Consider the following 24,084-nt stretch of genomic DNA (forward strand, 5'->3'; position numbering starts at 1 on the left):
ATTCTTTTGATAAAATCGTAAAAATCTAGTATAATAGATAGACTGAAAGTATGAGGTTACTTGATATGAAGATGAAACAAATTAGTGATACAACACTAAAAATCACGATGACTTTAGATGATTTGATGGATCGGGGAATGGAGATTGCAGACTTTCTCGTTCCTCAGGAAAAAACCGAAGAGTTTTTCTATGCTATTTTAGATGAGTTAGAGATGCCAGACAATTTCTTGGATAGTGGCATGCTGAGTTTCCGCGTGACGCCAAAACCTGATAAGGTCGACGTCTTTGTGACCAAGTCCAAGATTGACCAAAATCTGGATTTTGAAGATTTGGCGGATCTACCAGACATGGAAGAATTAGCCCAAATGTCGCCAGATGAATTTCTCAAAACCTTGGAAAAGAGCATTGCAGATAAGACCAAGGACGATATTGAGGCCATCCAATCTCTAGAGCAGGTCGAAGCAAAGGAAGAAGAGCAAGAGCAGGCAGACAAGGAGACGGAGAATAAGAAAGAACCTTATATCTACTATATCCTACGCTTTGCAAGCCTTGCTGACTTAGTTGCTTTTGCAAAGACGGTTAACTACCAGATGGAAACATCTGAACTCTATAAGATGAATGGACACTATTATTTGACAATCTTAGTCGATGTGGAAAATCATCCAAGTCCATATCCGGCTTGGCTCTTGGCTCGTATGCGTGAGTTTGCAGACGATAGTGACATCAGTCGTTCAGTCTTGCAAGAGTATGGGCAAATATTGATTAACCATGATGCAGTTCTCGGTCTGCAAAAAATCGGATAATCATTTCTGGAAATCTTTTTCTAGATTTTAAGGAGAACGAATCGTCTGATTCGTTTTTTCTTTACTAGACTGAAATAGTGATTTACTATAATAGGAATTTTCACAAAATTCTGTTATAATGGCTATATCAGAAAATTTCTAGGAGACAAACATGACAGTTAAAATTGCTTTACTTGGATTTGGTACCGTTGCAAGTGGTGTGCCATTCCTACTAAAGGAAAATGGAGAAAAAATCGTTCAGTCATCTCATTCTGAGATTGAAGTAGCCAAGGTATTGGTCAAGGATGAAGATGAGAAGAACCGCTTGCTTGCAGCAGGAAATGACTTTAACTTTGTAACCAATGTAGACGATATTTTATCAGACAAGGACATTACTATCGTAGTGGAATTGATGGGGCGTATCGAACCAGCTAAAACCTTTATCACTCGTGCCTTGGAAGCTGGGAAACACGTTGTTACTGCTAACAAGGACCTTTTGGCTGTCCATGGTGCAGAATTGTTAGAAATCGCTAAAGAGCATAATGTAGCACTTTACTACGAAGCAGCAGTAGCTGGTGGTATTCCAATTCTTCGCACTCTAGCAAATTCATTGGCTTCTGATAAAATCACGCGCGTTCTTGGTGTCGTTAACGGAACTTCTAACTTCATGATGACCAAGATGGTGGAAGAAGGCTGGTCTTATGATGATGCTCTGGCGGAAGCTCAAAGACTAGGATTTGCAGAAAGCGACCCTACAAATGACGTGGATGGGATTGACGCAGCCTACAAGATGGTGATTTTGAGCCAGTTTGCTTTTGGTATGAAGGTTGCCTTTGACGATGTAGCCCACAAGGGAATCCGTAACATCACACCAGAAGACGTAGCTGTAGCTCAAGACCTAGGCTATGTAGTGAAATTGGTTGGTTCTATCGAGGAAACTCCTTCTGGTATTGCTGCAGAAGTAACTCCAACCTTCCTTCCTAAAGCACATCCACTTGCCAGTGTGAATGGCGTGATGAATGCTGTTTTTGTAGAATCTATTGGTATCGGTGAGTCTATGTACTATGGACCAGGTGCGGGTCAAAAACCAACTGCGACAAGTGTTGTAGCAGATATTGTCCGTATCGTTCGTCGCTTGAATGATGGTACCATTGGTAAAGACTTCAACGAATACAGCCGTGACTTGGTCTTGGCTAATCCTGAGGATGTTAAAGCAAACTACTATTTCTCAATCTTGGCTCCAGACTCAAAAGGTCAGGTCTTGAAATTGGCTGAGATTTTCAATGCTCAAGATATTTCCTTCAAGCAAATCCTCCAAGATGGCAAAGAGGGTGACAAGGCGCGTGTAGTGATTATCACTCATAAGATCAATAAAGCACAACTTGAGAATGTTTCAGCAGAGTTGGCCAAAGCTTCAGAATTTGACCTCTTGAATACCTTCAAGGTGTTAGGAGAATAGGATGAAGATTATTGTACCTGCAACCAGTGCCAATATCGGGCCAGGTTTTGATTCGGTCGGTGTAGCTGTAACCAAGTATCTTCAAATTGAGGTTTGTGAAGAACGGGATGAGTGGTTGATTGAACACCAGGTTGGTAAATGGATTCCCCATGACGAGCGTAATCTCTTGCTCAAGATTGCCTTGCAAATTGCGCCTGACTTGCAACCGAGACGCTTGAAAATGACCAGCGATGTTCCCTTGGCGCGTGGTTTGGGTTCTTCAAGCTCGGTTATCGTTGCTGGGATTGAACTGGCTAACCAATTAGGTAAGCTCAACTTATCTAACCACGACAAATTGCAGTTGGCTACCAAGATTGAAGGGCATCCTGACAATGTGGCACCAGCTATCTATGGAAATCTTGTTGTTGCGAGTTCCGTTGAAGGTCACGTTTCAGCAATCGTGGCTGACTTCCCCGAGTGTGATTTTCTAGCTTATATTCCTAACTATGAATTGCGCACTCGCGACAGCCGTGGTGTCCTTCCTAAGAAATTGTCCTACAAGGAAGCTGTTGCAGCTAGTTCTATCGCCAATGTGGCCGTTGCAGCCTTGTTGGCAGGAGACATGGTGACAGCTGGCCAAGCAATCGAGGGGGACCTCTTCCACGAGCGTTATCGTCAAAGTCTGGTCCGTGAATTTGCAACGATTAAGCAAGTAGCCAAAGAGAATGGAGCCTATGCGACCTATCTCTCTGGAGCAGGGCCGACAGTTATGGTCTTGGCTTCTCATGACAAGATGCCGGCGATTAAGGCAGAATTGCAAAAGCAGTCTTTCAAAGGCAAACTTCATGATTTGAAAGTTGATACCCAAGGTGTCCGTGTCGAAACAAAGTAAAGAAATAGAGGATAGGATGGGGAAACTCTCGACCAGAGGGCTTCCTATCCTTTTTTTGAAAAGAAGTTTATACTCAATGAAAATCAAAGAGCAAACTAGGAAGCTAGCCGCAGGTTGTTCAAAACAGTGTTTTGAGGTTGTGGATAGAACTGACGAAGTTAGCTCAAAATACTGTTTTGAGGTTGCAGATGTAAGCTGACGTGGTTTGAAGATATTTTCGAAGAGTATTAGTTAAAAACTTGATAAAGGAGAAATAAAGATGGCAGAAATTTATCTAGCAGGTGGTTGTTTTTGGGGATTAGAGGAATATTTTTCTCGAATTTCAGGCGTATTAGCAACCAGTGTTGGCTACGCTAATGGCCAAGTCGAAACGACCAATTACCAGTTGCTCAAGGAAACAGACCATGCAGAGACTGTTCAAGTGATTTATGATGAGAAAGCAGTGTCACTTAGAGAGATTTTGCTTTATTATTTCCGTGTCATTGATCCCTTGTCTATTAACCAGCAGGGGAATGACCGTGGTCGCCAATATCGAACGGGAATCTATTATCAGGATGAAGCAGACTTGCCAGCTATCTACACAGTGGTGCAGGAGCAGGAGCGCATGCTGGGTCGAAAGATTGCAGTAGAAGTGGAGAAACTTCGCCACTACATTTTGGCTGAAGACTACCATCAAGACTATCTCAAGAAAAATCCTTCAGGTTACTGTCATATCGATGTGACGGATGCTGAGAAACCATTGATTGATGCCTCTAACTATGAAAAGCCTAGTCAAGAGGTATTAAAGGAAAGCTTAACTGAAGAGTCTTACCGTGTTACGCAAGAAGCTGCTACAGAGGCTCCATTTACCAATGCCTATGACCAAACCTTTGAAGAAGGGATTTATGTAGACATCACGACAGGTGAGCCACTCTTTTTCGCCAAGGATAAGTTTTCTTCAGGTTGTGGTTGGCCAAGTTTTAGTCGTCCGATTTCTAAGGAATTGATTCACTATTACAAGGATTTGAGCCATGGAATGGAGCGAATCGAGGTTCGTTCTCGGTCAGGAAATGCTCACTTGGGTCATGTTTTCACAGATGGACCTCAGGAGTTAGGTGGCCTCCGTTACTGTATTAATTCTGCTTCCTTGCGCTTTATAGCCAAGGATGAGATGGAAAAAGCAGGATATGGCTATCTATTACCTTACTTAAACAAATAAAACTGAGAGGGTGGGGCTTCCCACTTTCTTCATTTTCAGAATAAGAATAGAAGGGACTTATGAAACACTTACTATCTTACTTCAAACCCTACATCAAAGAGTCGATTCTAGCACCCCTGTTCAAGCTGCTAGAAGCTGTTTTTGAACTCTTGGTTCCCATGGTGATTGCTGGGATTGTTGACCAGTCCTTGCCCCAGAGAGATCAGGGACACCTCTGGATGCAGATTGGCCTGCTCCTTATCTTTGCAGTGATTGGTGTTTTAGTGGCCTTGATAGCCCAGTTTTACTCAGCCAAGGCAGCGGTTGGATTCGCCAAGGAACTGACAGACGACCTTTATCGTCATATTCTTTCCTTGCCAAAGGATAGCAGAGATCGTCTGACAACTTCTAGCTTGGTGACACGCTTGACTTCGGATACTTACCAGATTCAGACTGGGATCAATCAATTCCTGCGCCTCTTTTTGCGAGCGCCTATTATCGTCTTTGGGGCTATCTTTATGGCCTATCGCATCTCGGCTGAGCTAACTTTCTGGTTTTTAGTTATGGTTGTCATTTTGACGATTGTCATTGTCGGGTTATCTAGACTTGTCAATCCTCTCTACAGCAGTCTCAGAAAAAAAACGGACCAATTGGTTCAGGAAACGCGCCAGCAATTGCAAGGGATGCGAGTTATTCGTGCTTTTGGCCATGAAAAACGAGAGTTACAGATTTTTCAAAACCTTAACCAAGTTTATGCTAGATTGCAAGAAAAGACGGGTTTCTGGTCAAGTTTGTTAACACCTCTGACCTATCTGATTGTTAATGGAACTCTCCTCGTCATTATCTGGCAGGGATATATTTCAATTCAAGGAGGTTTACTCAGTCAAGGAGCTCTCATTGCTCTTATCAACTACCTCTTACAGATTTTGGTGGAATTGGTTAAGCTCGCCATGCTGATCAATTCCCTCAACCAATCCTATATCTCAGCCAAGCGAATTGAGGAAGTTTTTACCGAAGCTCCAGAAGATATTTTTTCAGAATTAGAACAAAAACAAGCTACCGGTGATCGGGTTTTGCAAGTCAAAGAATTAACCTTTACCTATCCTGATGCGGCCCAGCCTTCTCTGAGAAACATTTCCTTTGGTATGAATCAAGATCAGATCCTTGGTATCATCGGAGGAACTGGTTCAGGTAAATCAAGCTTGGTGCAAGTTTTGCTTGGACTTTATCCAGTAGACAAGGGAAGCATTGACATTTATAGAGATGGATGTAGTCCTCTTAATCTTGAGCAGTGGCGGTCTTGGATTGCCTATGTACCCCAAAAAGTTGAACTTTTTAAAGGAACTATTCGTTCCAACTTGACTCTAGGTTTAAATCAAGAAGTGTCTGACCAGCAACTCTGGCAGGCCTTGGAGATTGTGCAAGCTAAGGATTTTGTCAGTGAAAAGGAAGGACTTTTGGATGCCCTAGTTGAGACAGGAGGTCGAAATTTCTCAGGCGGACAAAAACAAAGGCTATCTATTGCCCGAGCAGTCTTGCGCCAAGCTCCATTTCTCATCTTAGATGATGCGACCTCGGCCCTCGACACCATTACCGAGTCCAAGCTCTTGAAAGCTATTAGAGAAAATCTGCCAAACACGAGCTTAATCTTGATTTCTCAACGAGCGTCTACACTTCAGATGGCTGACCAGATTCTCCTCTTGGAAAAAGGTGAGCTCCTAGCTGTTGGCAAGCACGATGACTTGATGAAGACTAGTCAAGTCTATCGCGAAATCAATGCATCCCAACATGGAAAGGAGGACTAGCATGAAACGACAAACCGCAAACCAGACGCTCAAACGTTTAGCCGTAGATTTAGTAAGCCATCCTTTTCTCCTTTTCCTTGCCTTTCTAGGAACTATTGCCCAAGTTGCTTTATCGATCTACCTACCTATCTTGATTGGGCAGGTCATTGACCAGGTTCTAGTAGCTGATTCTTCACCAGTTTTTTGGCAGATTTTTATCCAGATGATCTTGGTGGTCATAGGAAATACACTGGTACAATGGGCTAATCCTCTTCTTTATAATCGCCTAATCTTTTCTTATACCAGAGACTTGCGAGAGCGAATCATCCATAAGCTCCATCGGTTACCGATTGCTTTTGTAGATCGGCAAGGCAGTGGAGAGATGGTCAGTCGTGTGACCACAGACGTCGAGCAGTTGGCAGCTGGTTTGACCATGATATTTAACCAATTTTTCATTGGCGTCTTGATGATTTTGGTTAGTATTCTAGCAATGCTTCAAATTCACCTCCTCATGACCCTCTTGGTCTTGCTGTTGACGCCACTGTCTATGGTGATTTCACGTTTTATTGCTAAACGCTCTTATCATCTCTTCCAGAAGCAAACAGAGACGAGGGGGATTCAGACTCAGTTGATTGAAGAATCACTTAGCCAACAGACCATTATCCAGTCCTTCAATGCTCAGACAGAGTTTATCCAAAGACTGCACGAGGCGAATGCCAACTATGCAGGTTATTCTCAGTCAGCCATCTTTTATTCATCAACGGTCAATCCTTCAACTCGCTTTGTCAATGCGCTCATTTATGCCCTTCTTGCTGGAGTGGGAGCCTATCGTATCATGATGGGTTCAACCTTGACTATTGGGCGTTTAGTGACTTTTTTGAACTATGTCCAGCAGTACACTAAGCCCTTTAACGATATTTCTTCGGTTCTAGCCGAATTGCAAAGTGCTCTCGCTTGTGCAGAGCGTGTTTATGCTGTCTTAGAGAGTCCTGAGGTGGCTGAAACAGGTAAGGAAGTCTTGACCAGTGACCAAGTCAAGGGTGCTATTTCCTTTAAACATGTCTCTTTTGGCTATCATCCTGAGAAGGTTTTGATTAAGGATTTATCGATTGACATTCCAGCTGGTAGCAAGGTGGCTATTGTTGGTCCGACAGGTGCTGGTAAGTCAACTCTTATCAATCTCCTCATGCGTTTTTATCCTATTAACTCGGGAGATATCTTGCTAGACGGTCGTTCCATTTACGACTATACCCGAGCGTCATTGAGACAGCAGTTTGGAATGGTACTCCAAGAAACCTGGCTCAAGCAAGGAACCATTCATGACAATATTGTCTTTGGAAATCCTGACGCCAGTCGGGAGCAGGTGATTGCTGCCGCCAAAGCAGCCAACGCAGACTTTTTCATCCAACAGTTGCCACAGGGATACGATACCAAGTTGGAAAATGCAGGAGAATCTCTCTCTGTCGGTCAAGCCCAGCTCTTGACCATCGCCCGAGTCTTTCTAGCTATTCCAAAGATTCTTATCTTAGACGAGGCGACTTCCTCCATCGATACACGGACAGAGGTGCTAGTACAGGATGCCTTTGCCAAACTGATGAAGGGGCGCACAAGCTTTATTATTGCTCACCGTTTGTCAACCATTCAGGATGCGGATTTGATTCTGGTCTTGGTAGATGGTGACATTGTGGAGCATGGTAACCATCATGATCTCATGGTTAGAAAGGGCAAGTATTACCAAATGCAAAAAGCTGCGGCTTTTAGCTCTGAATAATCCTTTCTATTTTAAAATCTTATGAACGAAAAAAGTTGCCTTCGGGTGACTTTTTTGTTACAATAGCTAGAAAAATTATTCACTGTAAATTGTCTTATAGAAAAGGAGCCTATAATGAAAGTCTATCAGCATGTAAATATTGTGACTTGTGACAAAGATTTCCATGTTTATTTGGATAGTATCTTAGCCGTTAAGGACTCTCAAATCGTCTATGTCGGCCAAGAGGAGCCAGAGATTTTAGAGCAAGCTGAGCAGATTATAGACTATCAGGGAGCCTGGATCATGCCTGGTTTGGTTAATTGCCACACCCATTCTGCTATGACAGGTTTGCGAGGGATTCGGGATGACAGCAATCTCCACGAATGGCTCAATGACTTTATCTGGCCAGCAGAAGCAGGATTTACTCCCGACATGACTACCAAGGCGGTCAAAGAAGCTCTGACAGAAATGCTCCAGTCAGGAACAACAAGCTTCAACGATATGTATAATCCCAATGGTGTGGATATTGAGAGAATTTATCAGGCAGTCAAGGCGTCTAAGATGCGTTGTTATTTCTCACCGACCCTCTTTTCTTCAGAGGCAGAAACAACTGCTGAGACTATAAGCAGAACACGATCCATTATAGAAGAAATCTTAGGATATGAAAACCCAAATTTCAAGGTTATGGTAGCCCCTCATTCTCCCTACAGCTGTAGTAAAGATTTGCTGGAAGAGAGCTTAGATATGGCAAAAGAGCTGAATATTCCTATCCATATCCATGTGGCGGAGACCAAGGAGGAATCAGGAATTATCCTGAAACGCTATGGCAAACGCCCCCTTACTTTTCTTGAAGAACTGGGTTATTTAGATCATCCGTCCGTCTTTGCTCACGGGGTCGAGTTAAACGAACGAGAAATTGAACGCTTGGCGACTTCTCATGTGGCTATCGCCCACAATCCTATCAGTAATCTAAAACTGGCCTCAGGAATCGCTCCAATCATCCAACTGCAAAAAGCAGGAGTAGCAGTCGGAATTGCGACTGACTCAGTTGCTTCCAATAATAATCTAGATATGTTTGAGGAAGGACGGACCGCAGCCCTTCTTCAGAAAATGAAGAGTGGAGATGCCAGCCAATTCCCTATCGAGACAGCCCTTAAGGCACTAACGATCGAAGGAGCTAAGGTTCTAGGAATGGAAAAGCAGATAGGAAGCCTAGAAGTTGGCAAGCAAGCAGATTTTCTGGCCATTCAACCACAAGGAAAAATCCATCTTCAGCCTCAGGAAAATATGCTCTCTCACCTGGTTTATGCAGTCAAATCCAGTGATGTTGATGATGTTTATATCGCTGGAGAACAGGTGGTTAAGCAAGGCAAAGTTTTGACAGTAGAGATTTAAAAAAATTTAAAAAAAGTTTGCAAAAATCTTGCATTCTTTTTTTGTCTATGCTATACTTATATACGGTTTGAAAAAACTGCCTAAGACAGTAGGGGAGCTCGACTCATAAATATCCTACCGAGGACAAAACGTATCATGTAAAAAGAAGCGTATTGTACTTTCGTGTCTAGGTTTGGGCGCGTTTTTCTTTTGGAAAAATTCCCCAAGCAAAATAATTACGGAGGTGAACACACTAATGAGTGAAGCAATTATTGCTAAAAAAGCGGAACTAGTTGACGTAGTAGCTGAAAAAATGAAAGCTGCTGCATCTATCGTCGTTGTAGACGCTCGTGGTTTGACAGTTGAGCAAGATACAGTTCTTCGTCGTGAGCTTCGTGGAAGCGAAGTTGAGTATAAAGTCATTAAAAACTCAATCTTGCGTCGTGCAGCTGAAAAAGCTGGTCTTGAAGATCTTGCATCAGTATTTGTTGGACCATCTGCAGTAGCATTTTCTAACGAAGATGTTATCGCGCCAGCGAAAATCTTGAACGATTTTGCTAAAAACGCTGAAGCACTTGAAATCAAAGGTGGTGCAATCGAAGGCGCTGTCGCATCTAAAGAAGAAATCGTTGCTCTTGCAACTCTTCCAAACCGCGAAGGACTTCTTTCTATGCTCCTTTCTGTACTTCAAGCGCCAGTGCGCAACGTTGCTCTTGCAGTCAAAGCGGTTGCAGACAACAAAGAAGACGCAGCTTAATCTTAAGCTACGCAGCGTAGCCTAGCTACGGAAAAACTATTATAAAATTAAAAACTTATTTGGAGGAAATAACAATGGCATTGAACATTGAAAACATTATTGCTGAAATTAAAGAAGCTTCAATCCTTGAATTGAACGACCTTGTAAAAGCTATCGAAGAAGAATTTGGTGTAACTGCAGCAGCTCCTGTAGCTGTTGCTGCAGCTGGTGCTGCTGACGCTGGTGCTGCTAAAGACTCATTTGACGTTGAGTTGACAGCTGCTGGTGACAAAAAAGTTGGCGTTATCAAAGTTGTACGTGAAATCACTGGTCTTGGACTTAAAGAAGCTAAAGAACTTGTTGATGGTGCACCAGGTGTCATCAAAGAAGGCGTTCCAACTGCAGAAGCTGAAGAAATCAAAGCTAAATTGGAAGAAGCTGGAGCTTCAGTTACTCTTAAATAATAAAGTAACTTTACAACTAATACCCCGCAATTATTGTGGGGTATTTTTATTTAGTTGTGATTTCAACTAACGTTCTCACTAACTTTTTTTTCACTGTAAAATTCCTAATTGCTTGACTATATTCAATAATTTAAGTATAATTACTTTAGTAAAGTTTTTATATGAATTAGAGATATTTGTATTAAGCTTATATTCCTAATTTTTTTATTACTAAGGGGAGGTAACATATGGATAAATTCAAAAATATATTTGTAGCACTTAATAAAGGGTGGTTAATTAGACACTATTTATTTTCTTTAGGAGCATTAGCAATTTTTGCATTTGCGTTAAAAAATGATCCAAGTTTTTATCCTACAGGATTTATTTTCTTCCTAGTTTCATCATTCTTTTACCCATTTGCTATGTTTGTATATGAAAGTATAGTTGAATTAATAATGGGAGATAACATCTTATTTTTACCAGCTTTAGTATTAGTAATATGGAAGATAGTAAGATTTTTTGTAATTTGGACTTTTTCTATACCAATTGGTATCATCGGTCTTATTTATCTCTATTTCAAAGTTAATAGAGGTAATTATTGATTTTAATTTCAGTTTTTCTAATTTCTAGCTGAATAATATAAAAAAAATAGAATCTTGTTTTTACAAGATTCTATTTTTGTATCATAGAATAGATTACTGAATTAATAGTTGAAGATAAGTTTATATTTTATCAAGCCCCCTAATATTATAACCTCAGTATTACAGAATGCTAATGAAAGAAATTCTCTTATAATTTGAGATAATTTCAATGAATTTTTAATAGATAGTTCAGTTTTTTTATTGACTCTGACCTTAGGTAAGGGATTATACTAATAGTAGATAAGAAAGGAGATTATTATGCAAATCAATATGATTCGTTCAGATAAAGTTTACCAAGAGATGCTCGAGCTTCCTTTAGAAAAGAGAGAGGGCTGTTTTCGAGCTAAAATATTAGCACCTTTTGCTACGAAATACCAAACTCAACATATTCCTCTGAAAGCCAAGTATCCCGGAGGATTTGATGCTTTGTTCCTACTTGGTTTTATGAATCAGCTACCCGGAACTCTGTCAGAGAAGGATAGGCCAGCTATCGACGCTCTGAGCTCTGATCAACTCTGGCAAGACTGCCAGAATACCATCAAGAGGAGTATTGGTCTTTTTGAGCAGGCTGGCTATGACTTAGAGATTGAGGATTACCATTTTACTATTTTATTGGGCAACCCTGAAAAGTCCATGTTACAGCTCAATAAGGGTTATAGTGGAGATGGTGGAATCCCAGGCTACCTCATGCTTAGTCTGCTACCGAATGACTATACTTTACCACGTGTGCAGGCTGCGTTGGCTCACGAGTGCAACCATAATGTTCGCTTCCAATTTATCAAATGGAACCAGCAGACGACACTAGCAGACTGGGTAGTTAGTGAGGGGTTGGCAGAGTCTTTTGCTGCTGAGCTCTATGGTAAAGATCTCATTGGGCCTTGGGTCACTTCAACTAGTTCCGAGCAGCTAGAAGAGATTAAGCCTGTTATCTCAAGTCAGCTTCAGCTAACAGGAATGGCGGAAATGGTTCCTTATCTTTACGGTGATGAAATAGCTGAGATTCAAGGTCAACTACCGGTTGGAATGCCTTATGCTGCGGGCTATGCTTATGGCTATCATCTGATACAAGCTTATCTGAAAAAGACTGGCAAGAGCATTATTGAGGCTACGGTGACACCGACGGCAGAGATTTTAGAAGCAACTAAAGACTTTTGGAAATGACACTTTTGCTTGAAAATCTGCCAGAATCTGATATAATGTAGGTAATTTCTGGAGGTGATAGTATGCATTATAAAAGAATTGAATTAAAAGTCACAAATCAAGGTATCCATGAGCGTAAAATTTTTCAAGGTGTCAAGATTTTCAGTCGTAGCAAGTTGTCCAAAGATCAGAAAAGCATTCTAACACAGAAGCTTTACCTGACACCGAAGCAAAACATTGTTTACTATCAACGTACAGATGTCAACTATGACCAGAACTGGCATCATCATAAGGACTATTACGAATTAGCTTATGGTCAGATGGATAGAGAGACGGTTTTTAAGGTTTGCCAAGATTTTGACGAACTAAGTCCTTTTCTGGAGAACGAACTGCTGGAGAAGCTAAAAGAAAAGCAGTCTGCAGGCAAATTTTTTGAAAAATTAGATATATAAAAATCCGGCCGCTTTTATAAGCAGTCGGATTTCTTCTAGTTTGATAGTGCTGAAACAATACCTTAACTATCATAGCCTTGGCTACATTTTTAAAAGTTGTTTTAGCTGTTTTGAGGATCTTGGTCATGATGTCTTCGAGACGACCAGAGTATACTGCCATCTATTCATCTGATAAGAGGAATTTTATCATCCAGATATTCATAGCTGGGTGGCCGGCGGCGTTAGAAAGTGGTTGTTGTAGTGCTGTAAAACCATAGTGCTGATAGATGGCCACGGCCGTAGCCAGTTCAGTAGAGGTTTCTAGATAAAGCTGTTCATAACCAGCCAGACGGGCTTCCTGGAATATCCGCTTTATCAACCTGCTGGAATAACCTTTGCCACGGCTATTTTTAGTGACATACAGTTTTTGTAATTCAGCAATCTTATCAGACACAGGTGCAAAGCCACCACAGCCAACCAGCTGACCTTCATCTTCCAGAATAAAGTAAGCTGCTCTCTCTTGCTGTTGATAATAGTCGGCCAAATGATCTAGATGAGAATCAAAGTAGACAGTTCCAGGTTTGTCAAGCCCGAATTCTTCAAGACTAGCTCGAATGAGTTGTGCTACAGCTGGATTATCTCTTACTTCCATTGGCCGTAAGTTCATCATTTGTCCTCCGATAGGATGTATCGACTAATTAAACAATACCTTGGGCAATCATAGCGTTTGCTACGTTTTCGAAGGCAGCGATATTTGCTCCTGCAAGGTAGTCAGTACCAAGACCGTATGTTTCAGCAGTTGTTTTAGCTGTATTGAAGATGTTTGTCATGATGTCTTTGAGTCGTCCATCGACTTCTTCACGGGTCCATGAAAGGCGAAGGCTGTTTTGGCTCATTTCAAGCGCTGATACAGCTACCCCACCAGCGTTGGCAGCTTTGGCAGGTCCGTAAAGGATTCCGTTTTCTTTGTAGACTTTAATCGCATCAAGGTCACTAGGCATGTTAGCACCTTCAGATACACAGATAACGCCTTGAGCAACCAAACGTTTAGCTGCTTCGCCGTTGATTTCGTTTTGGGTCGCACATGGAAGAGCGATGTCGTAGTTTCCAGCGTAAGTCCATACAGAACCTTCATGGTAAGTAGCAGTTGCTTTCTCAGCTGCGTACTCAGTCAAACGAGCACGGCGTTTTTCTTTAACATCAACCAAAAGATCGAAGTCAATACCATTTTCGTCGATGACATAACCGTTTGAGTCAGATACAGAGATAACAGTAGCGCCGAGTTCAGTCGCTTTTTGAAGAGCATATTGAGCTACGTTACCAGAACCTGAAATAACCACTTTCTTACTAGCAAAACTGTTACCATTAGCTTTGAGCATTTCTTCAGTGTAGTAAACCAAACCATAACCAGTTGCTTCTGGACGAATCAAGCTACCACCAAATCCAAGAGGTTTACCAGTCAAGACACCCGCATCAAATTGGTTAAGACGTTTGTATTGTCCGTATAGGTAACCAATTTCACGTCCTCCAACACCGATATCACCAGCAGGTACGTCAAGTGATGGTCCGATGTATTTTTGCAATTCAGTCATGAAGCTTTGGCAGAAGCGCATCACTTCAGCATCAGTCTTCCCTTTAGGATCGAAGTCTGATCCACCTTTACCTCCACCGATTGGAAGTCCAGTTAAGACGTTTTTAAAGATTTGTTCGAAGCCAAGGAATTTCAAGATCCCTTGGTTTACAGTTGGGTGGAAACGAAGTCCGCCTTTATATGGTCCAACAGCTGAGTTAAATTGAACACGGTAACCACGGTTCACTTGGACTTTTCCATCACGGTCAACCCAAGGAACACGGAAAGAAATCACGCGCTCAGGCTCAGTGATGCGTGCCAAGATGTTTTCTTCGATATACTCGGGATGTTTTTCAAATACAGGTTCCAAAGTGCTGAAGAATTCTTCAACCGCCTGGAGAAATTCAGCCTCATGCCCGTTACGAGCTTTCACAGTTGCAAACACGCTTTGGATATAGTCTTTAGCAGATGTCATATCGTTCTCCTTTTTGTTGTTATATTTTATTACATGAGCCATTATAGCAGAATTTTTTTTGAGTGTAAAGAAAAAAACAGAAATTTTCTAAAAATTCTTTCAATTTACAAAACCGAACGTTTTATATAGAAATTAGTTTCTCAAAGAGAAAATCTTAAAGTATGGTATAATATTAGAAATAAAAGGAATCTGGAGGATCAGAATCATGGTATCAACGAAAACACAAATAGCTGGCTTTGAGTTTGACAATTGCTTGATGAATGCAGCAGGTGTGGCTTGTATGACGATAGAGGAACTAGAAGGGGTCAAAAACTCAGCGGCAGGTACTTTTGTTACGAAGACTGCGACCTTGGACTTTCGTCAGGGCAATCCTGAGCCACGCTACCAGGATGTTCCACTTGGTTCTATCAACTCCATGGGCTTACCAAATAATGGCTTGGACTACTATCTGGACTATCTTTTGGACTTGCAGGAAAAGGAGCCAAACCGAACTTTCTTCCTATCTCTAGTTGGCATGTCTCCAGAAGAAACACATACCATCTTGAAAAAAGTTCAAGAGAGTGAATTCAAAGGACTGACAGAGCTTAATCTCTCTTGTCCAAATGTTCCAGGAAAACCTCAGATTGCCTATGATTTTGAGACAACAGACCGTATTTTGGCAGAAGTCTTTGCCTACTTTACCAAACCTCTTGGAATCAAATTGCCACCATATTTTGATATTGTTCACTTTGATCAAGCGGCAGCTATTTTCAACAAATACCCGCTCAAGTTTGTTAACTGTGTTAACTCTATCGGAAACGGCCTTTATATAGAAGACGAGTCGGTCGTGATTCGTCCTAAAAATGGTTTTGGTGGCATTGGTGGAGAGTATATCAAACCGACCGCTCTTGCTAATGTGCACGCCTTTTACCAACGTCTCAATCCGCAAATCCAAATCATCGGAACGGGTGGCGTCTTGACAGGTCGTGATGCCTTTGAACACATCCTCTGCGGTGCGAGTATGGTGCAACTAGGAACTACCCTTCACAAAGAAGGCGTAGGTGCTTTTGAACGCATTACCAATGAACTGAAAGCTATTATGGAGGAAAAAGGGTACGAGAGACTAGAAGATTTCCGTGGGAAATTGCGCTATATTGACTAAATTAAATCGAAAAATCAGAAGAAAGGAGAGAAGATGCTAGCCATAGAAGAGAGTCGAAAGTTATCTCTATCAAATTTATCTAGCTTGAATCTATTTACTGGGACAGACCAGGGTCAGTTTGAAGTTATGAAGAGTCAAGTGTTGAAACAGATTGGTTATGATCCAGCTGATCTCAATTTTGCTTACTTTGATATGAAAGAAGTAGCTTATAAAGACTTAGAGTTGGAGCTGGTTACTCTCCCTTTCTTTGCGGATGAGAAAATCGTGATATTAGACCATTTTGTCGATATTACAACAGCCAAGAAACGTTTTTTAACAGATGATGAGCTCAAGTCATTTGAGGCATACCTTGATAACCCTTCGCCAACAACCAAGTTATTGATTTTTGCTGAAGGAAAGTTAGATAGTAAGAGACGGCTGGTCAAATTGCTCAAACGAGATGCCAAGGTTTTTGATGCAGTAGAAGCCAAAGAACAAGAATTGCGCCAGTATTTCCAAAAATGGAGCCAGACACAAGGTCTGCAGTTTGCAGAAAAGTCTTTTGAAAATCTCCTTATCAAATCTGGTTTTCAATTTAGTGAAATCCAGAAAAATCTCCTTTTTTTGCAGTCTTATAAGTCAGACGGCGTGATTGAGGAGAAGGATATTGTCGAGGCTATTCCAAAGACTCTGCAGGACAATATTTTTGATTTGACTCAGCTTATCTTGGGCAAAAAGATCGATCAGGCCCGTGACTTGGTCAGAGATTTGACCTTGCAAGGGGAGGATGAGATCAAGCTCATAGCTGTCATGTTAGGACAGTTTCGTACCTTTACACAAGTGAAGATTTTATCAGAAGCTGGTCAGTCGGAATCGCAGATTGTAAGCAGTCTGGGGACTTATTTGGGACGCAATCCTAATCCTTATCAAATCAAGTTCGCATTGAGAGATTCGAGAGGGATTTCCTTAGATTTTCTCAAGCGAGCGATTTCTTATTTGATTGAAACAGACTACCAGATTAAGACAGGTGTCTATGAAAAAGGATACTTGTTTGAAAAGGCACTTTTGCAGATCGCGGCAGAGGCAAATTGAGCAAAAAACTTGAAAAAAGAGGATGATTGCGTTATCATTTTCTTATAGAAAGAAAAAGAGGTATTACAGATGGCTATTATCTTACCAGACCTTCCATACGCATATGACGCTTTGGAACCATACATCGATGCAGAAACAATGCACTTGCACCATGACAAACACCACCAAACTTATGTAAACAATGCAAATGCAGCTCTTGAAAAACACCCTGAAATTGGTGAAGACCTTGAAGCCTTGCTTGCTGATGTAGATTCTATCCCAGCTGATATCCGTCAAGCACTTATCAACAATGGTGGTGGACACTTGAACCATGCTCTTTTCTGGGAATTGATGACTCCTGAAAAGACTGCTCCTTCAGCAGAACTTGCAGCAGCAATCGATGCAACATTTGGTTCATTTGAAGAGTTCCAAGCAGCCTTTACTGCAGCAGCAACAACTCGCTTTGGTTCTGGATGGGCTTGGTTGGTTGTCAACAAAGAAGGAAAACTTGAAGTAACTTCAACAGCAAACCAAGACACACCAATCTCAGAAGGTAAAAAACCAATTTTGGGCTTGGACGTTTGGGAACATGCTTACTATGTGAAATACCGCAATGTACGTCCTGACTACATCAAAGCTTTCTTCTCAGTCATTAACTGGAACAAAGTAGACGAGCTTTACGCAGCAGCTAAATAATAAAATATGGAGGGAAGAATTGTTCTTCTCTTTTTAAAGTTATAAAGCAGAAGTCTGACAGAATCGTCAGACTTTTTTCATTTACAGGATATTCGTGCCAACTTGTAGAAAATATGGTAAAATAGAGTGTTAAGTAATCGTGGAAAAGGAAGACTATGCGTAAAGAAATTGCACCTGAATTATACAACTATAACAAGTTTCCTGGCCCAGAATTTCATGTGAATGGGGATAAGGTTGAGACTGAAGGGATTGCTTTTACCTTGGTTGAAAATATCAAGGATGCTTTCGATGTGACAGTCTTTAATCAACGCTTTTCTGAGGTGTTGACCAAGTTTGATTATGTCGTGGGAGACTGGAGCAATGAACAGCTCCGTCTACGTGGCTTTTATAAAGACGACCGAACAGAGGAAAAAATTGAAAAAATCAGTCGCTTACAGGATTATCTTTTAGAGTATTGTAGTTATGGTTGTGCTTATTTTGTCCTAGAAAACCAAGCACCGAAACGGGCTTCATTTGACAAAAAAATGCGTAAAAAGGATGAGGAGAACCTTCCTAGAAGAGGCAAGAAACCTTCGCAAAATAAGAGAAAACCAAATACGGATAAGCGAAATAGACGTCGTCATAAGGACCAAAAGTCTCAGAAAGAGGACAAGGGACAGCGCCATTTTGTCATTCGTCAGAAATAGATAGAGAATAAGGAGAAGAGATGAAACCTTCTATTTATAGTTTAACACGTCAAACCATGCAAGAATGGGTATTAGAACAAGGGGAAAAGAAATTCCGTGCAGATCAAATCTGGGAATGGCTCTACCGTAAACGTGTGCAGTCATTTGAAGAAATGACCAACCTTTCCAAGGATTTGATTGCTAAGCTCAATGACCAGTTTGTCGTAAATCCTTTGAAACAACGGATTGTACAAGAGTCAGCTGACGGTACTGTTAAGTATCTTTTCGAGTTGCCAGATGGCATGTTGATTGAGACAGTACTCATGCGTCAACACTACGGTTTGTCAGTCTGTGTGACCACTCAGGTCGGTTGTAATATCGGTTGTACCTTCTGTGCGTCAGGCTTGATTAAGAAGCAACGTGATCTTAATAATGGGGAAATCGTAGCGCAGATTATGCTGGTTCAGAAATACTTTGATGAACGTGGTCAGGATGAACGTGTCAGCCATATCGTTGTTATGGGAATTGGTGAACCATTTGATAACTACAACAATGTGTTGAATTTTGTCCGTACCATCAATGATGACAAGGGAATGGCTATCGGTGCTCGCCACATCACTGTTTCAACCTCAGGTTTGGCCCATAAAATTCGTGACTTTGCTAATGAAGGCGTACAGGTCAATCTGGCTGTGTCTCTTCACGCACCCAATAATGAATTGCGCTCAAGCATCATGAAGATTAACCGTGCCTTTCCGATTGAAAAGCTCTTTGCAGCTATTGAGTACTATATCGAAACAACCAATCGCCGTGTGACCTTTGAATATATCATGCTCAATGAAGTCAACGATGGTGTAGAACAAGCCTTGGAATTGGCTGAATTGCTCAAAAACATCAAGAAATTGTCATATGTCAACTTGATTCCCTATAACCCAGTTAGTGAACATGACCAATATAGCCGTAGTCCTAAAGAGCGCGTGATGGCCTTCTACGATACCCTCAAGAAAAAAGGAATCAACTGTGTTGTCCGTCAAGAGCATGGTACAGATATTGATGCAGCTTGTGGACAATTGCGCTCCAATACAATGAAACGTGATCGCCAGAAGGCAGTTGCAGCGGTAAATCCATAAAATGACTAAAAAAAGAGAATTAATCTTAAGATTGGGAGTGGCTGTTTACAGTCTTTGCATTGTCTGTTTTTGTTTTACTCCCCAGCCTCAACTTCCTACAGGAGTGGAAACTCCAGGTATTCAAACTTTTGGACGCCTGGTTTTTCTTTTAACTCCCTTAAACTCCCTTTGGAATCTGGGTGAAGTGACCAGTTTGGGACAAGTCATTTGGATCTTTTTGCAGAATATTTTAAATGTCTTCTTGCTCTTCCCTCTGGTCTTTCAACTGATCTATCTCTGTCCAAATTTACGGCAAACGAAAAAAATCATCCTTCTCAGCTTTCTACTGAGCCTAGGAATCGAGTGTACGCAGCTGGTCTTAGACTTTTTCTTTGATTTTAATCGAGTCTTTGAGATTGATGATTTGTGGACCAATACCTTGGGAGGCTATCTGGCTTGGGTCCTCTATAAAGGACTGCATAAAAACAAGATAAGGAATTAGAATGAGTATTTTAGAAGTTAAAAATTTAAGTCACGGTTTTGGTGACCGTGCAATTTTTGAAGATGTGTCTTTCCGTCTCCTCAAGGGAGAGCATATCGGCTTAGTCGGTGCCAATGGTGAAGGAAAATCAACCTTTATGAGCATCGTGACAGGTAAGATGTTGCCAGATGAAGGGAAGGTGGAGTGGTCCAAATATGTGACTGCTGGCTACCTGGATCAGCACGCTGTGCTAAAGGAAGGTCAAACCGTGCGTGATGTCTTGCGTACAGCCTTTGATGAGCTTTTTAAAGCAGAAGCTCGTATCAATGACCTCTACATGGAAATGGCAGAAGAAGGAGCGGATATTGATGCACTCATGGAAGAAGTTGGTGAACTCCAAGATCGTTTGGAAAGTCGAGATTTCTATACCTTGGATGCTAAGATTGATGAAGTAGCGCGTGCTCTCGGTGTCATGGACTATGGCATGGATACAGACGTAACAGCCTTGTCAGGTGGACAAAGAACAAAGGTGCTTTTAGCTAAACTCCTCCTTGAAAAGCCAGATATCTTATTGCTGGACGAGCCAACCAACTATCTGGATGCTGAACACATTGACTGGCTCAAGCGTTATCTCCAAAACTATGAGAATGCCTTTGTCCTCATTTCTCACGATATTCCTTTCCTCAACGACGTGATCAATATCGTCTACCATGTGGAAAATCAACAGTTGACGCGTTACTCTGGTGACTACTACCAGTTCCAAGAAGTCTATGCCATGAAGAAATCTCAGTTGGAAGCGGCCTACGAACGTCAGCAGAAAGAGATTGCGAACCTCAAGGACTTTGTCGCTCGAAACAAAGCGCGTGTCGCAACGCGTAATATGGCCATGTCCCGTCAAAAGAAATTGGATAAGATGGATATTATCGAACTGCAAAGTGAGAAGCCAAAACCATCCTTTGATTTCAAACCAGCTCGTACACCTGGACGCTTTATCTTCCAAGCCAAGGACTTGCAGATTGGTTATGACCGTCCTCTTACCAAGCCCTTAAATCTCACTTTTGAACGCAATCAAAAGGTTGCCATTATTGGGGCCAATGGTATCGGGAAAACAACCCTGTTGAAGTCTCTCTTGGGAATTATTCCACCAATCGCTGGGGAAGTCGAACGTGGAGATTACCTAGAACTTGGCTACTTTGAACAGGAAGTAGAAGGTGGCAATCGTCAAACACCACTAGAGGCTGTCTGGAATGCCTTTCCTGCCCTTAACCAAGCAGAAGTCCGTGCAGCCCTTGCTCGTTGTGGTTTGACAACCAAGCACATCGAAAGCCAAATTCAGGTATTGTCAGGTGGGGAACAGGCCAAGGTGCGTTTCTGTCTCTTGATGAACCGTGAAAATAACGTCTTAGTGCTGGACGAGCCGACCAACCACTTGGATGTAGACGCCAAGGAAGAACTCAAGCGCGCGCTTAAAGAATACAAAGGAAGCATTCTCATGGTTTGCCACGAACCAGACTTCTATGAAGGCTGGATGGACCAAATCTGGGACTTTAACAAGCTAACTTAAAAGCAGTAAAAAAGCCAAGTTGAAATGACTTGGCTTTTTTGACTAGTAATTTAAATAGCTTTCAACTTCAGATTTCTCAATTTCTTTACCATAGTGGCAAATCGGACAAGAAACGAAGTAACTTTTACCATAAGGAAAAAGTGGAATCCAGTAGAGGGTGAACTTGCGTCCAGTTTCTACGATCTCCCAAGTGTCGACATTGTTACAGTGACCACATTCGATCGCAGTTTGCGTATGTCCCAAATCTTTCTGATAACCTTTAGAACCCCAAAATAAAATCATATCATCGTCTCCTTATCTGTTGATGGTTTATTTCTTGCTGAAGTCGTAGTCTTTCACCACTTCGATACTATCAATGGTGATAGCAGACGTTGGTTTGTCTTTCTCATCTTTTTCAGCCTTGGCAATCTTGTCAACAATATCCATGCCATCGATGACTTGACCAAAGACAGGGTGTTTGCCATCTAGACTTGGATTTCCACCCTCTTTATAGGCTTCGATGATTTTCTTTGGATACTTGCTGGTAGGGAGTTTAGCAGAAATATCTGTTGAGTTTTGGTTGATGAAGAACTGGCTACCGTTGGTGTTTGGTTGACCAGTGTTAGCCATAGCAAGGGCTCCTCGGATATTGTATAGGTAAGGAGAGATTTCATTTTTGAAACCAGTTCCCTTGTCCTTTGTTTTATCCTTATCATGCCAGATAGATTGGCCCCCTGTACCATCTCCCTTAGGATCTCCAGTTTGGACCATAAAGTCATCAATAACACGGTGGAAGGTGATGCCGTTATAATAGCCTTCTTTAGCGTGAGTAAGGAAGTTTTCAACTGCAAGAGGTGCTAGTTTTGGAAAGAGTTTGATGCGGATATCGCCTTGATTTGTGTGCAAAATAACCTCGGCTTCATCTTCAGCAACTTCCTTAGAAAGTTGAGGGAAGTTGGCATTTTCATTGGTCAAAGCGTCATTCAAATCTTTGGCAGCCTGAGCAGCTGCTTTTGAGCTTTCTTCAGCTGAGATGCTAGAGTCGACATAGTCATCACCACGGAGACCACGTTGGATACTAGTACATCCAGCAAGGGCTACAGTTGATAGTAAAAGAAGGGTTGCTAGTTTTTTCATTGTTTTCCTCTCAAAAATTCATTTCTACCATTGTACCTTAAAAGTAAGGGGATTTCAAATATTAGTGACAAGGTAGTTTAAGAGGATGCCGACCAGAAAGTCGCTTGCTTAGAGATTTTTCTTTGGATGACGGTCGATAATGTCCTGCTACTGTTCCAGTATCTGCTCTCCCTTTGAAGTCAATTTGTAACCACAAATTGAAAAGTAACTTGCTAATTCTTCTCCTGAAAAGTTGTCACGAAGGGATTGGTCCAAATCTGGAGCCCTCATCTTAGAAAGTACTGTAGCTCTCCATACTTTTGAGGATATTCTCTTTCATAGTGGTATTTAGATGATCAAGCGAGTCTAAGACAGTTTCGACAAGAGCATAGCCTTTTTCAACAGGTATTTCTAAATTTTTTGGGGGCATCAATGCTATAAGTCTACTTGAAGTATTTAGAAAACCAGTTCTTAAGAAAGCTCGTAAAGAATCACAATTAGTAAACGTTAATTCGAAAGAATTACTATATTTTAAAAGAGCACATTTTCAACGGATTTTTTCTTTCGGCTTCCATTCCTAATTAATCAATGAACTTAATACCAGGTCTCGAAAAGAATTATGCTTCCTCTTTCTGTCTGAGTTCAAAGAGGTCTTCTACTTTCAGATTAAAAACTTGAGCAATTTTAAGAGCCATTTCCAGCGAAGGATTGTAACGGTTATTTTCCAAGTGCAGAATTGTCTCGCGTCTCATTCCGATGAGGTCGGCTAACTCCTGCTGGGTCATGCCTGTGGACTCACGAACAGATTTGAGATTAGTAATAATCTTGCTTTCTTTGGCCATGCTTATCCTCTACGTTCCAAAATAAGATAGACAACCGCAAAGATGCAAATCAAGGCAGCTATGCTAATAAAGATCTGACCCATGTAAAGAGTGAGAGACCCCATATACCCAATGATAACTGCTAGGATCATCAGTACACCTAGTATAAAAACAAACATCAAGCTAGCTGTTTTTGCTAAATTAACATAAAAGCGTTCGTCCGGAGTTTCCTTGACATTTTTCAAAGAGAAAAAACCAAATACAATCACTTCAATAATGAGGCCAATTCCCAAAATCCATTCTTTAATACCAGAACTTTCGCTTGGGGTCGCAACCCAAATTCCTACTGTATAAAAAATGCTTGCTGCAAACAAAAGTATCGTGTAAAGCTTAGCAGACAAGTCAAAAATAATCTTTCCCTTACCTTTCTGACTCTTATGAGGCCGTGGTTTCATATGTAGCCAGCCCCAAATAGCTACAATTTGACCTAACACTGAAATACCAGCAATAACTAACTTGGGTCCCCAACTAAGATTAGAAACAAATAAAACAGTAAAATCAATAAAGAGAGCTACGGCAATCATTGCAATGAACCCACCCATTTTTTGACTTTTTTTCATAATAGACTCCTTTTTATGTTATAAATATATAACACTTAAATTTCATGTTATAAATATATCACATTTAAATTTGGAAAGCAAGAATTTTTGTGACAAGGTGGCAATTATTTGAAAAAATTTTTTAATAAAAGCCCTTACTAGTTAAACAACTGAAGAATTCTTTGAAGCAATGCATCGGATTTGGTTTGGATAGTTTCGTTAATAAGTCCTTG

The 24,084-nt window shown here is 41.3% G+C and carries 25 protein-coding genes and 1 other annotated feature; of the genes, 19 read left to right on the forward strand and 6 right to left on the reverse strand.

Translation table 11 applies throughout. The annotated features are described in order from the left end of the window. Nucleotides 1-65: 65 nt before the first annotated feature. From mecA to MP387_RS03565, 12 genes are all read left to right on the forward strand, one after another. On the forward strand, nucleotides 66-803 hold the full coding sequence (mecA, locus tag MP387_RS03510) for an adaptor protein MecA (protein WP_242747727.1): 738 nt from the start codon (nucleotides 66-68) through the stop codon (nucleotides 801-803). Nucleotides 804-954: 151 nt separating this feature from the next. Beyond that, complete coding sequence (locus MP387_RS03515) at nucleotides 955-2,241, forward strand: homoserine dehydrogenase (protein WP_242747730.1); 1,287 nt, start codon at nucleotides 955-957, stop codon at nucleotides 2,239-2,241. A 1-nt stretch (nucleotide 2,242) separates the two neighbouring features. Beyond that, a complete protein-coding gene (gene thrB / locus MP387_RS03520) occupies nucleotides 2,243-3,112 on the forward strand; it encodes a homoserine kinase (RefSeq protein ID WP_242747733.1) in 870 nt (289 codons plus the stop codon). Between the two features lie 259 nt (nucleotides 3,113-3,371). Next, a complete protein-coding gene (gene msrB, locus MP387_RS03525; RefSeq protein ID WP_242747736.1) occupies nucleotides 3,372-4,310 on the forward strand; it encodes a peptide-methionine (R)-S-oxide reductase MsrB in 939 nt (312 codons plus the stop codon). A gap of 59 nt (nucleotides 4,311-4,369) precedes the next feature. Beyond that, the gene (locus MP387_RS03530; protein ID WP_242747738.1) at nucleotides 4,370-6,094 is read left to right on the forward strand and encodes an ABC transporter ATP-binding protein; all 1,725 of its coding nucleotides are present in this window, start codon (nucleotides 4,370-4,372) and stop codon (nucleotides 6,092-6,094) included. A gap of 1 nt (nucleotide 6,095) precedes the next feature. Next, a complete protein-coding gene (locus MP387_RS03535; protein WP_242747740.1) occupies nucleotides 6,096-7,844 on the forward strand; it encodes an ABC transporter ATP-binding protein in 1,749 nt (582 codons plus the stop codon). 114 nt (nucleotides 7,845-7,958) lie between these two features. Then, nucleotides 7,959-9,218, forward strand: a complete 1,260-nt coding sequence (locus MP387_RS03540) for a TRZ/ATZ family protein (protein WP_242747742.1) — start codon at nucleotides 7,959-7,961, stop codon at nucleotides 9,216-9,218. A 61-nt stretch (nucleotides 9,219-9,279) separates the two neighbouring features. Then, nucleotides 9,280-9,415: a sequence feature (ribosomal protein L10 leader region), on the forward strand. A 38-nt stretch (nucleotides 9,416-9,453) separates the two neighbouring features. Further along, a complete protein-coding gene (rplJ, locus tag MP387_RS03545; RefSeq protein ID WP_001287274.1) occupies nucleotides 9,454-9,954 on the forward strand; it encodes a 50S ribosomal protein L10 in 501 nt (166 codons plus the stop codon). A 74-nt stretch (nucleotides 9,955-10,028) separates the two neighbouring features. Then, nucleotides 10,029-10,397: a 50S ribosomal protein L7/L12 gene (gene rplL, locus MP387_RS03550; protein WP_001196964.1), complete on the forward strand. Its 369-nt coding sequence runs from the start codon at nucleotides 10,029-10,031 to the stop codon at nucleotides 10,395-10,397. A 227-nt stretch (nucleotides 10,398-10,624) separates the two neighbouring features. Continuing rightward, entirely contained in the window at nucleotides 10,625-10,978 is a 354-nt protein-coding gene (locus MP387_RS03555; RefSeq protein WP_242747744.1) for a hypothetical protein, read from the forward strand. 297 nt (nucleotides 10,979-11,275) lie between these two features. After that, entirely contained in the window at nucleotides 11,276-12,178 is a 903-nt protein-coding gene (locus MP387_RS03560) for a DUF2268 domain-containing putative Zn-dependent protease (RefSeq protein ID WP_242747746.1), read from the forward strand. Nucleotides 12,179-12,240: 62 nt separating this feature from the next. Then, nucleotides 12,241-12,609, forward strand: a complete 369-nt coding sequence (locus MP387_RS03565) for an EXLDI protein (protein WP_242747748.1) — start codon at nucleotides 12,241-12,243, stop codon at nucleotides 12,607-12,609. Nucleotides 12,610-12,769: 160 nt separating this feature from the next. On the opposite strand, the gene MP387_RS03570 is transcribed toward MP387_RS03565, so the two are convergent. Both MP387_RS03570 and gdhA read right to left on the reverse strand, forming a co-directional pair. Further along, nucleotides 12,770-13,255 carry a GNAT family N-acetyltransferase gene (locus MP387_RS03570; RefSeq protein WP_242748036.1) on the reverse strand — a complete coding sequence of 162 codons (486 nt, stop codon included), beginning with the start codon at nucleotides 13,253-13,255 and terminating at the stop codon, nucleotides 12,770-12,772. Nucleotides 13,256-13,286: 31 nt separating this feature from the next. Further along, complete coding sequence (gdhA, locus tag MP387_RS03575; RefSeq protein WP_242747750.1) at nucleotides 13,287-14,633, reverse strand: NADP-specific glutamate dehydrogenase; 1,347 nt, start codon at nucleotides 14,631-14,633, stop codon at nucleotides 13,287-13,289. A gap of 205 nt (nucleotides 14,634-14,838) precedes the next feature. On the opposite strand from gdhA, the gene MP387_RS03580 reads away from it, so the two are divergent. The 7 genes from MP387_RS03580 (at nucleotide 14,839) to MP387_RS03610 (ending at nucleotide 21,336) form a co-directional block, all read left to right on the forward strand. Then, complete coding sequence (locus tag MP387_RS03580) at nucleotides 14,839-15,774, forward strand: dihydroorotate oxidase (protein ID WP_242747753.1); 936 nt, start codon at nucleotides 14,839-14,841, stop codon at nucleotides 15,772-15,774. Nucleotides 15,775-15,807: 33 nt separating this feature from the next. Beyond that, a complete protein-coding gene (holA, locus tag MP387_RS03585) occupies nucleotides 15,808-16,845 on the forward strand; it encodes a DNA polymerase III subunit delta (RefSeq protein WP_242747754.1) in 1,038 nt (345 codons plus the stop codon). A 69-nt stretch (nucleotides 16,846-16,914) separates the two neighbouring features. Then, on the forward strand, nucleotides 16,915-17,520 hold the full coding sequence (gene sodA / locus MP387_RS03590; protein WP_000974728.1) for a superoxide dismutase SodA: 606 nt from the start codon (nucleotides 16,915-16,917) through the stop codon (nucleotides 17,518-17,520). A 155-nt stretch (nucleotides 17,521-17,675) separates the two neighbouring features. After that, a complete protein-coding gene (locus MP387_RS03595; RefSeq protein WP_001224364.1) occupies nucleotides 17,676-18,206 on the forward strand; it encodes a YutD family protein in 531 nt (176 codons plus the stop codon). A gap of 20 nt (nucleotides 18,207-18,226) precedes the next feature. Next, the gene (gene rlmN / locus MP387_RS03600; RefSeq protein ID WP_061599238.1) at nucleotides 18,227-19,312 is read left to right on the forward strand and encodes a dual-specificity RNA methyltransferase RlmN; all 1,086 of its coding nucleotides are present in this window, start codon (nucleotides 18,227-18,229) and stop codon (nucleotides 19,310-19,312) included. Nucleotide 19,313: 1 nt separating this feature from the next. Beyond that, entirely contained in the window at nucleotides 19,314-19,793 is a 480-nt protein-coding gene (locus tag MP387_RS03605) for a VanZ family protein (RefSeq protein WP_242747756.1), read from the forward strand. 1 nt (nucleotide 19,794) lies between these two features. Beyond that, nucleotides 19,795-21,336 carry an ABC-F family ATP-binding cassette domain-containing protein gene (locus MP387_RS03610; RefSeq protein ID WP_242747758.1) on the forward strand — a complete coding sequence of 514 codons (1,542 nt, stop codon included), beginning with the start codon at nucleotides 19,795-19,797 and terminating at the stop codon, nucleotides 21,334-21,336. Nucleotides 21,337-21,378: 42 nt separating this feature from the next. Here the strand turns inward: MP387_RS03610 and MP387_RS03615 are convergent, their stop codons facing one another. From MP387_RS03615 to MP387_RS03630, 4 genes are all read right to left on the reverse strand, one after another. Beyond that, nucleotides 21,379-21,618 (reverse strand): zinc-ribbon domain-containing protein, encoded by a 240-nt coding sequence (locus tag MP387_RS03615; protein WP_000600216.1) that lies wholly within the window; start codon nucleotides 21,616-21,618, stop codon nucleotides 21,379-21,381. A 27-nt stretch (nucleotides 21,619-21,645) separates the two neighbouring features. Then, on the reverse strand, nucleotides 21,646-22,452 hold the full coding sequence (locus tag MP387_RS03620; protein WP_242747760.1) for a peptidylprolyl isomerase: 807 nt from the start codon (nucleotides 22,450-22,452) through the stop codon (nucleotides 21,646-21,648). Between the two features lie 596 nt (nucleotides 22,453-23,048). Next, nucleotides 23,049-23,273: a helix-turn-helix transcriptional regulator gene (locus tag MP387_RS03625; protein ID WP_001041097.1), complete on the reverse strand. Its 225-nt coding sequence runs from the start codon at nucleotides 23,271-23,273 to the stop codon at nucleotides 23,049-23,051. 2 nt (nucleotides 23,274-23,275) lie between these two features. Then, nucleotides 23,276-23,872, reverse strand: coding sequence for a hypothetical protein (locus tag MP387_RS03630; protein ID WP_242747762.1), 597 nt, complete (start codon nucleotides 23,870-23,872; stop codon nucleotides 23,276-23,278). Nucleotides 23,873-24,084 lie beyond the last annotated feature (212 nt).

This window comes from Streptococcus oralis (genome assembly GCF_022749195.1).
Taxonomy (GTDB): Bacteria; Bacillota; Bacilli; order Lactobacillales; family Streptococcaceae; genus Streptococcus; species Streptococcus oralis_CI.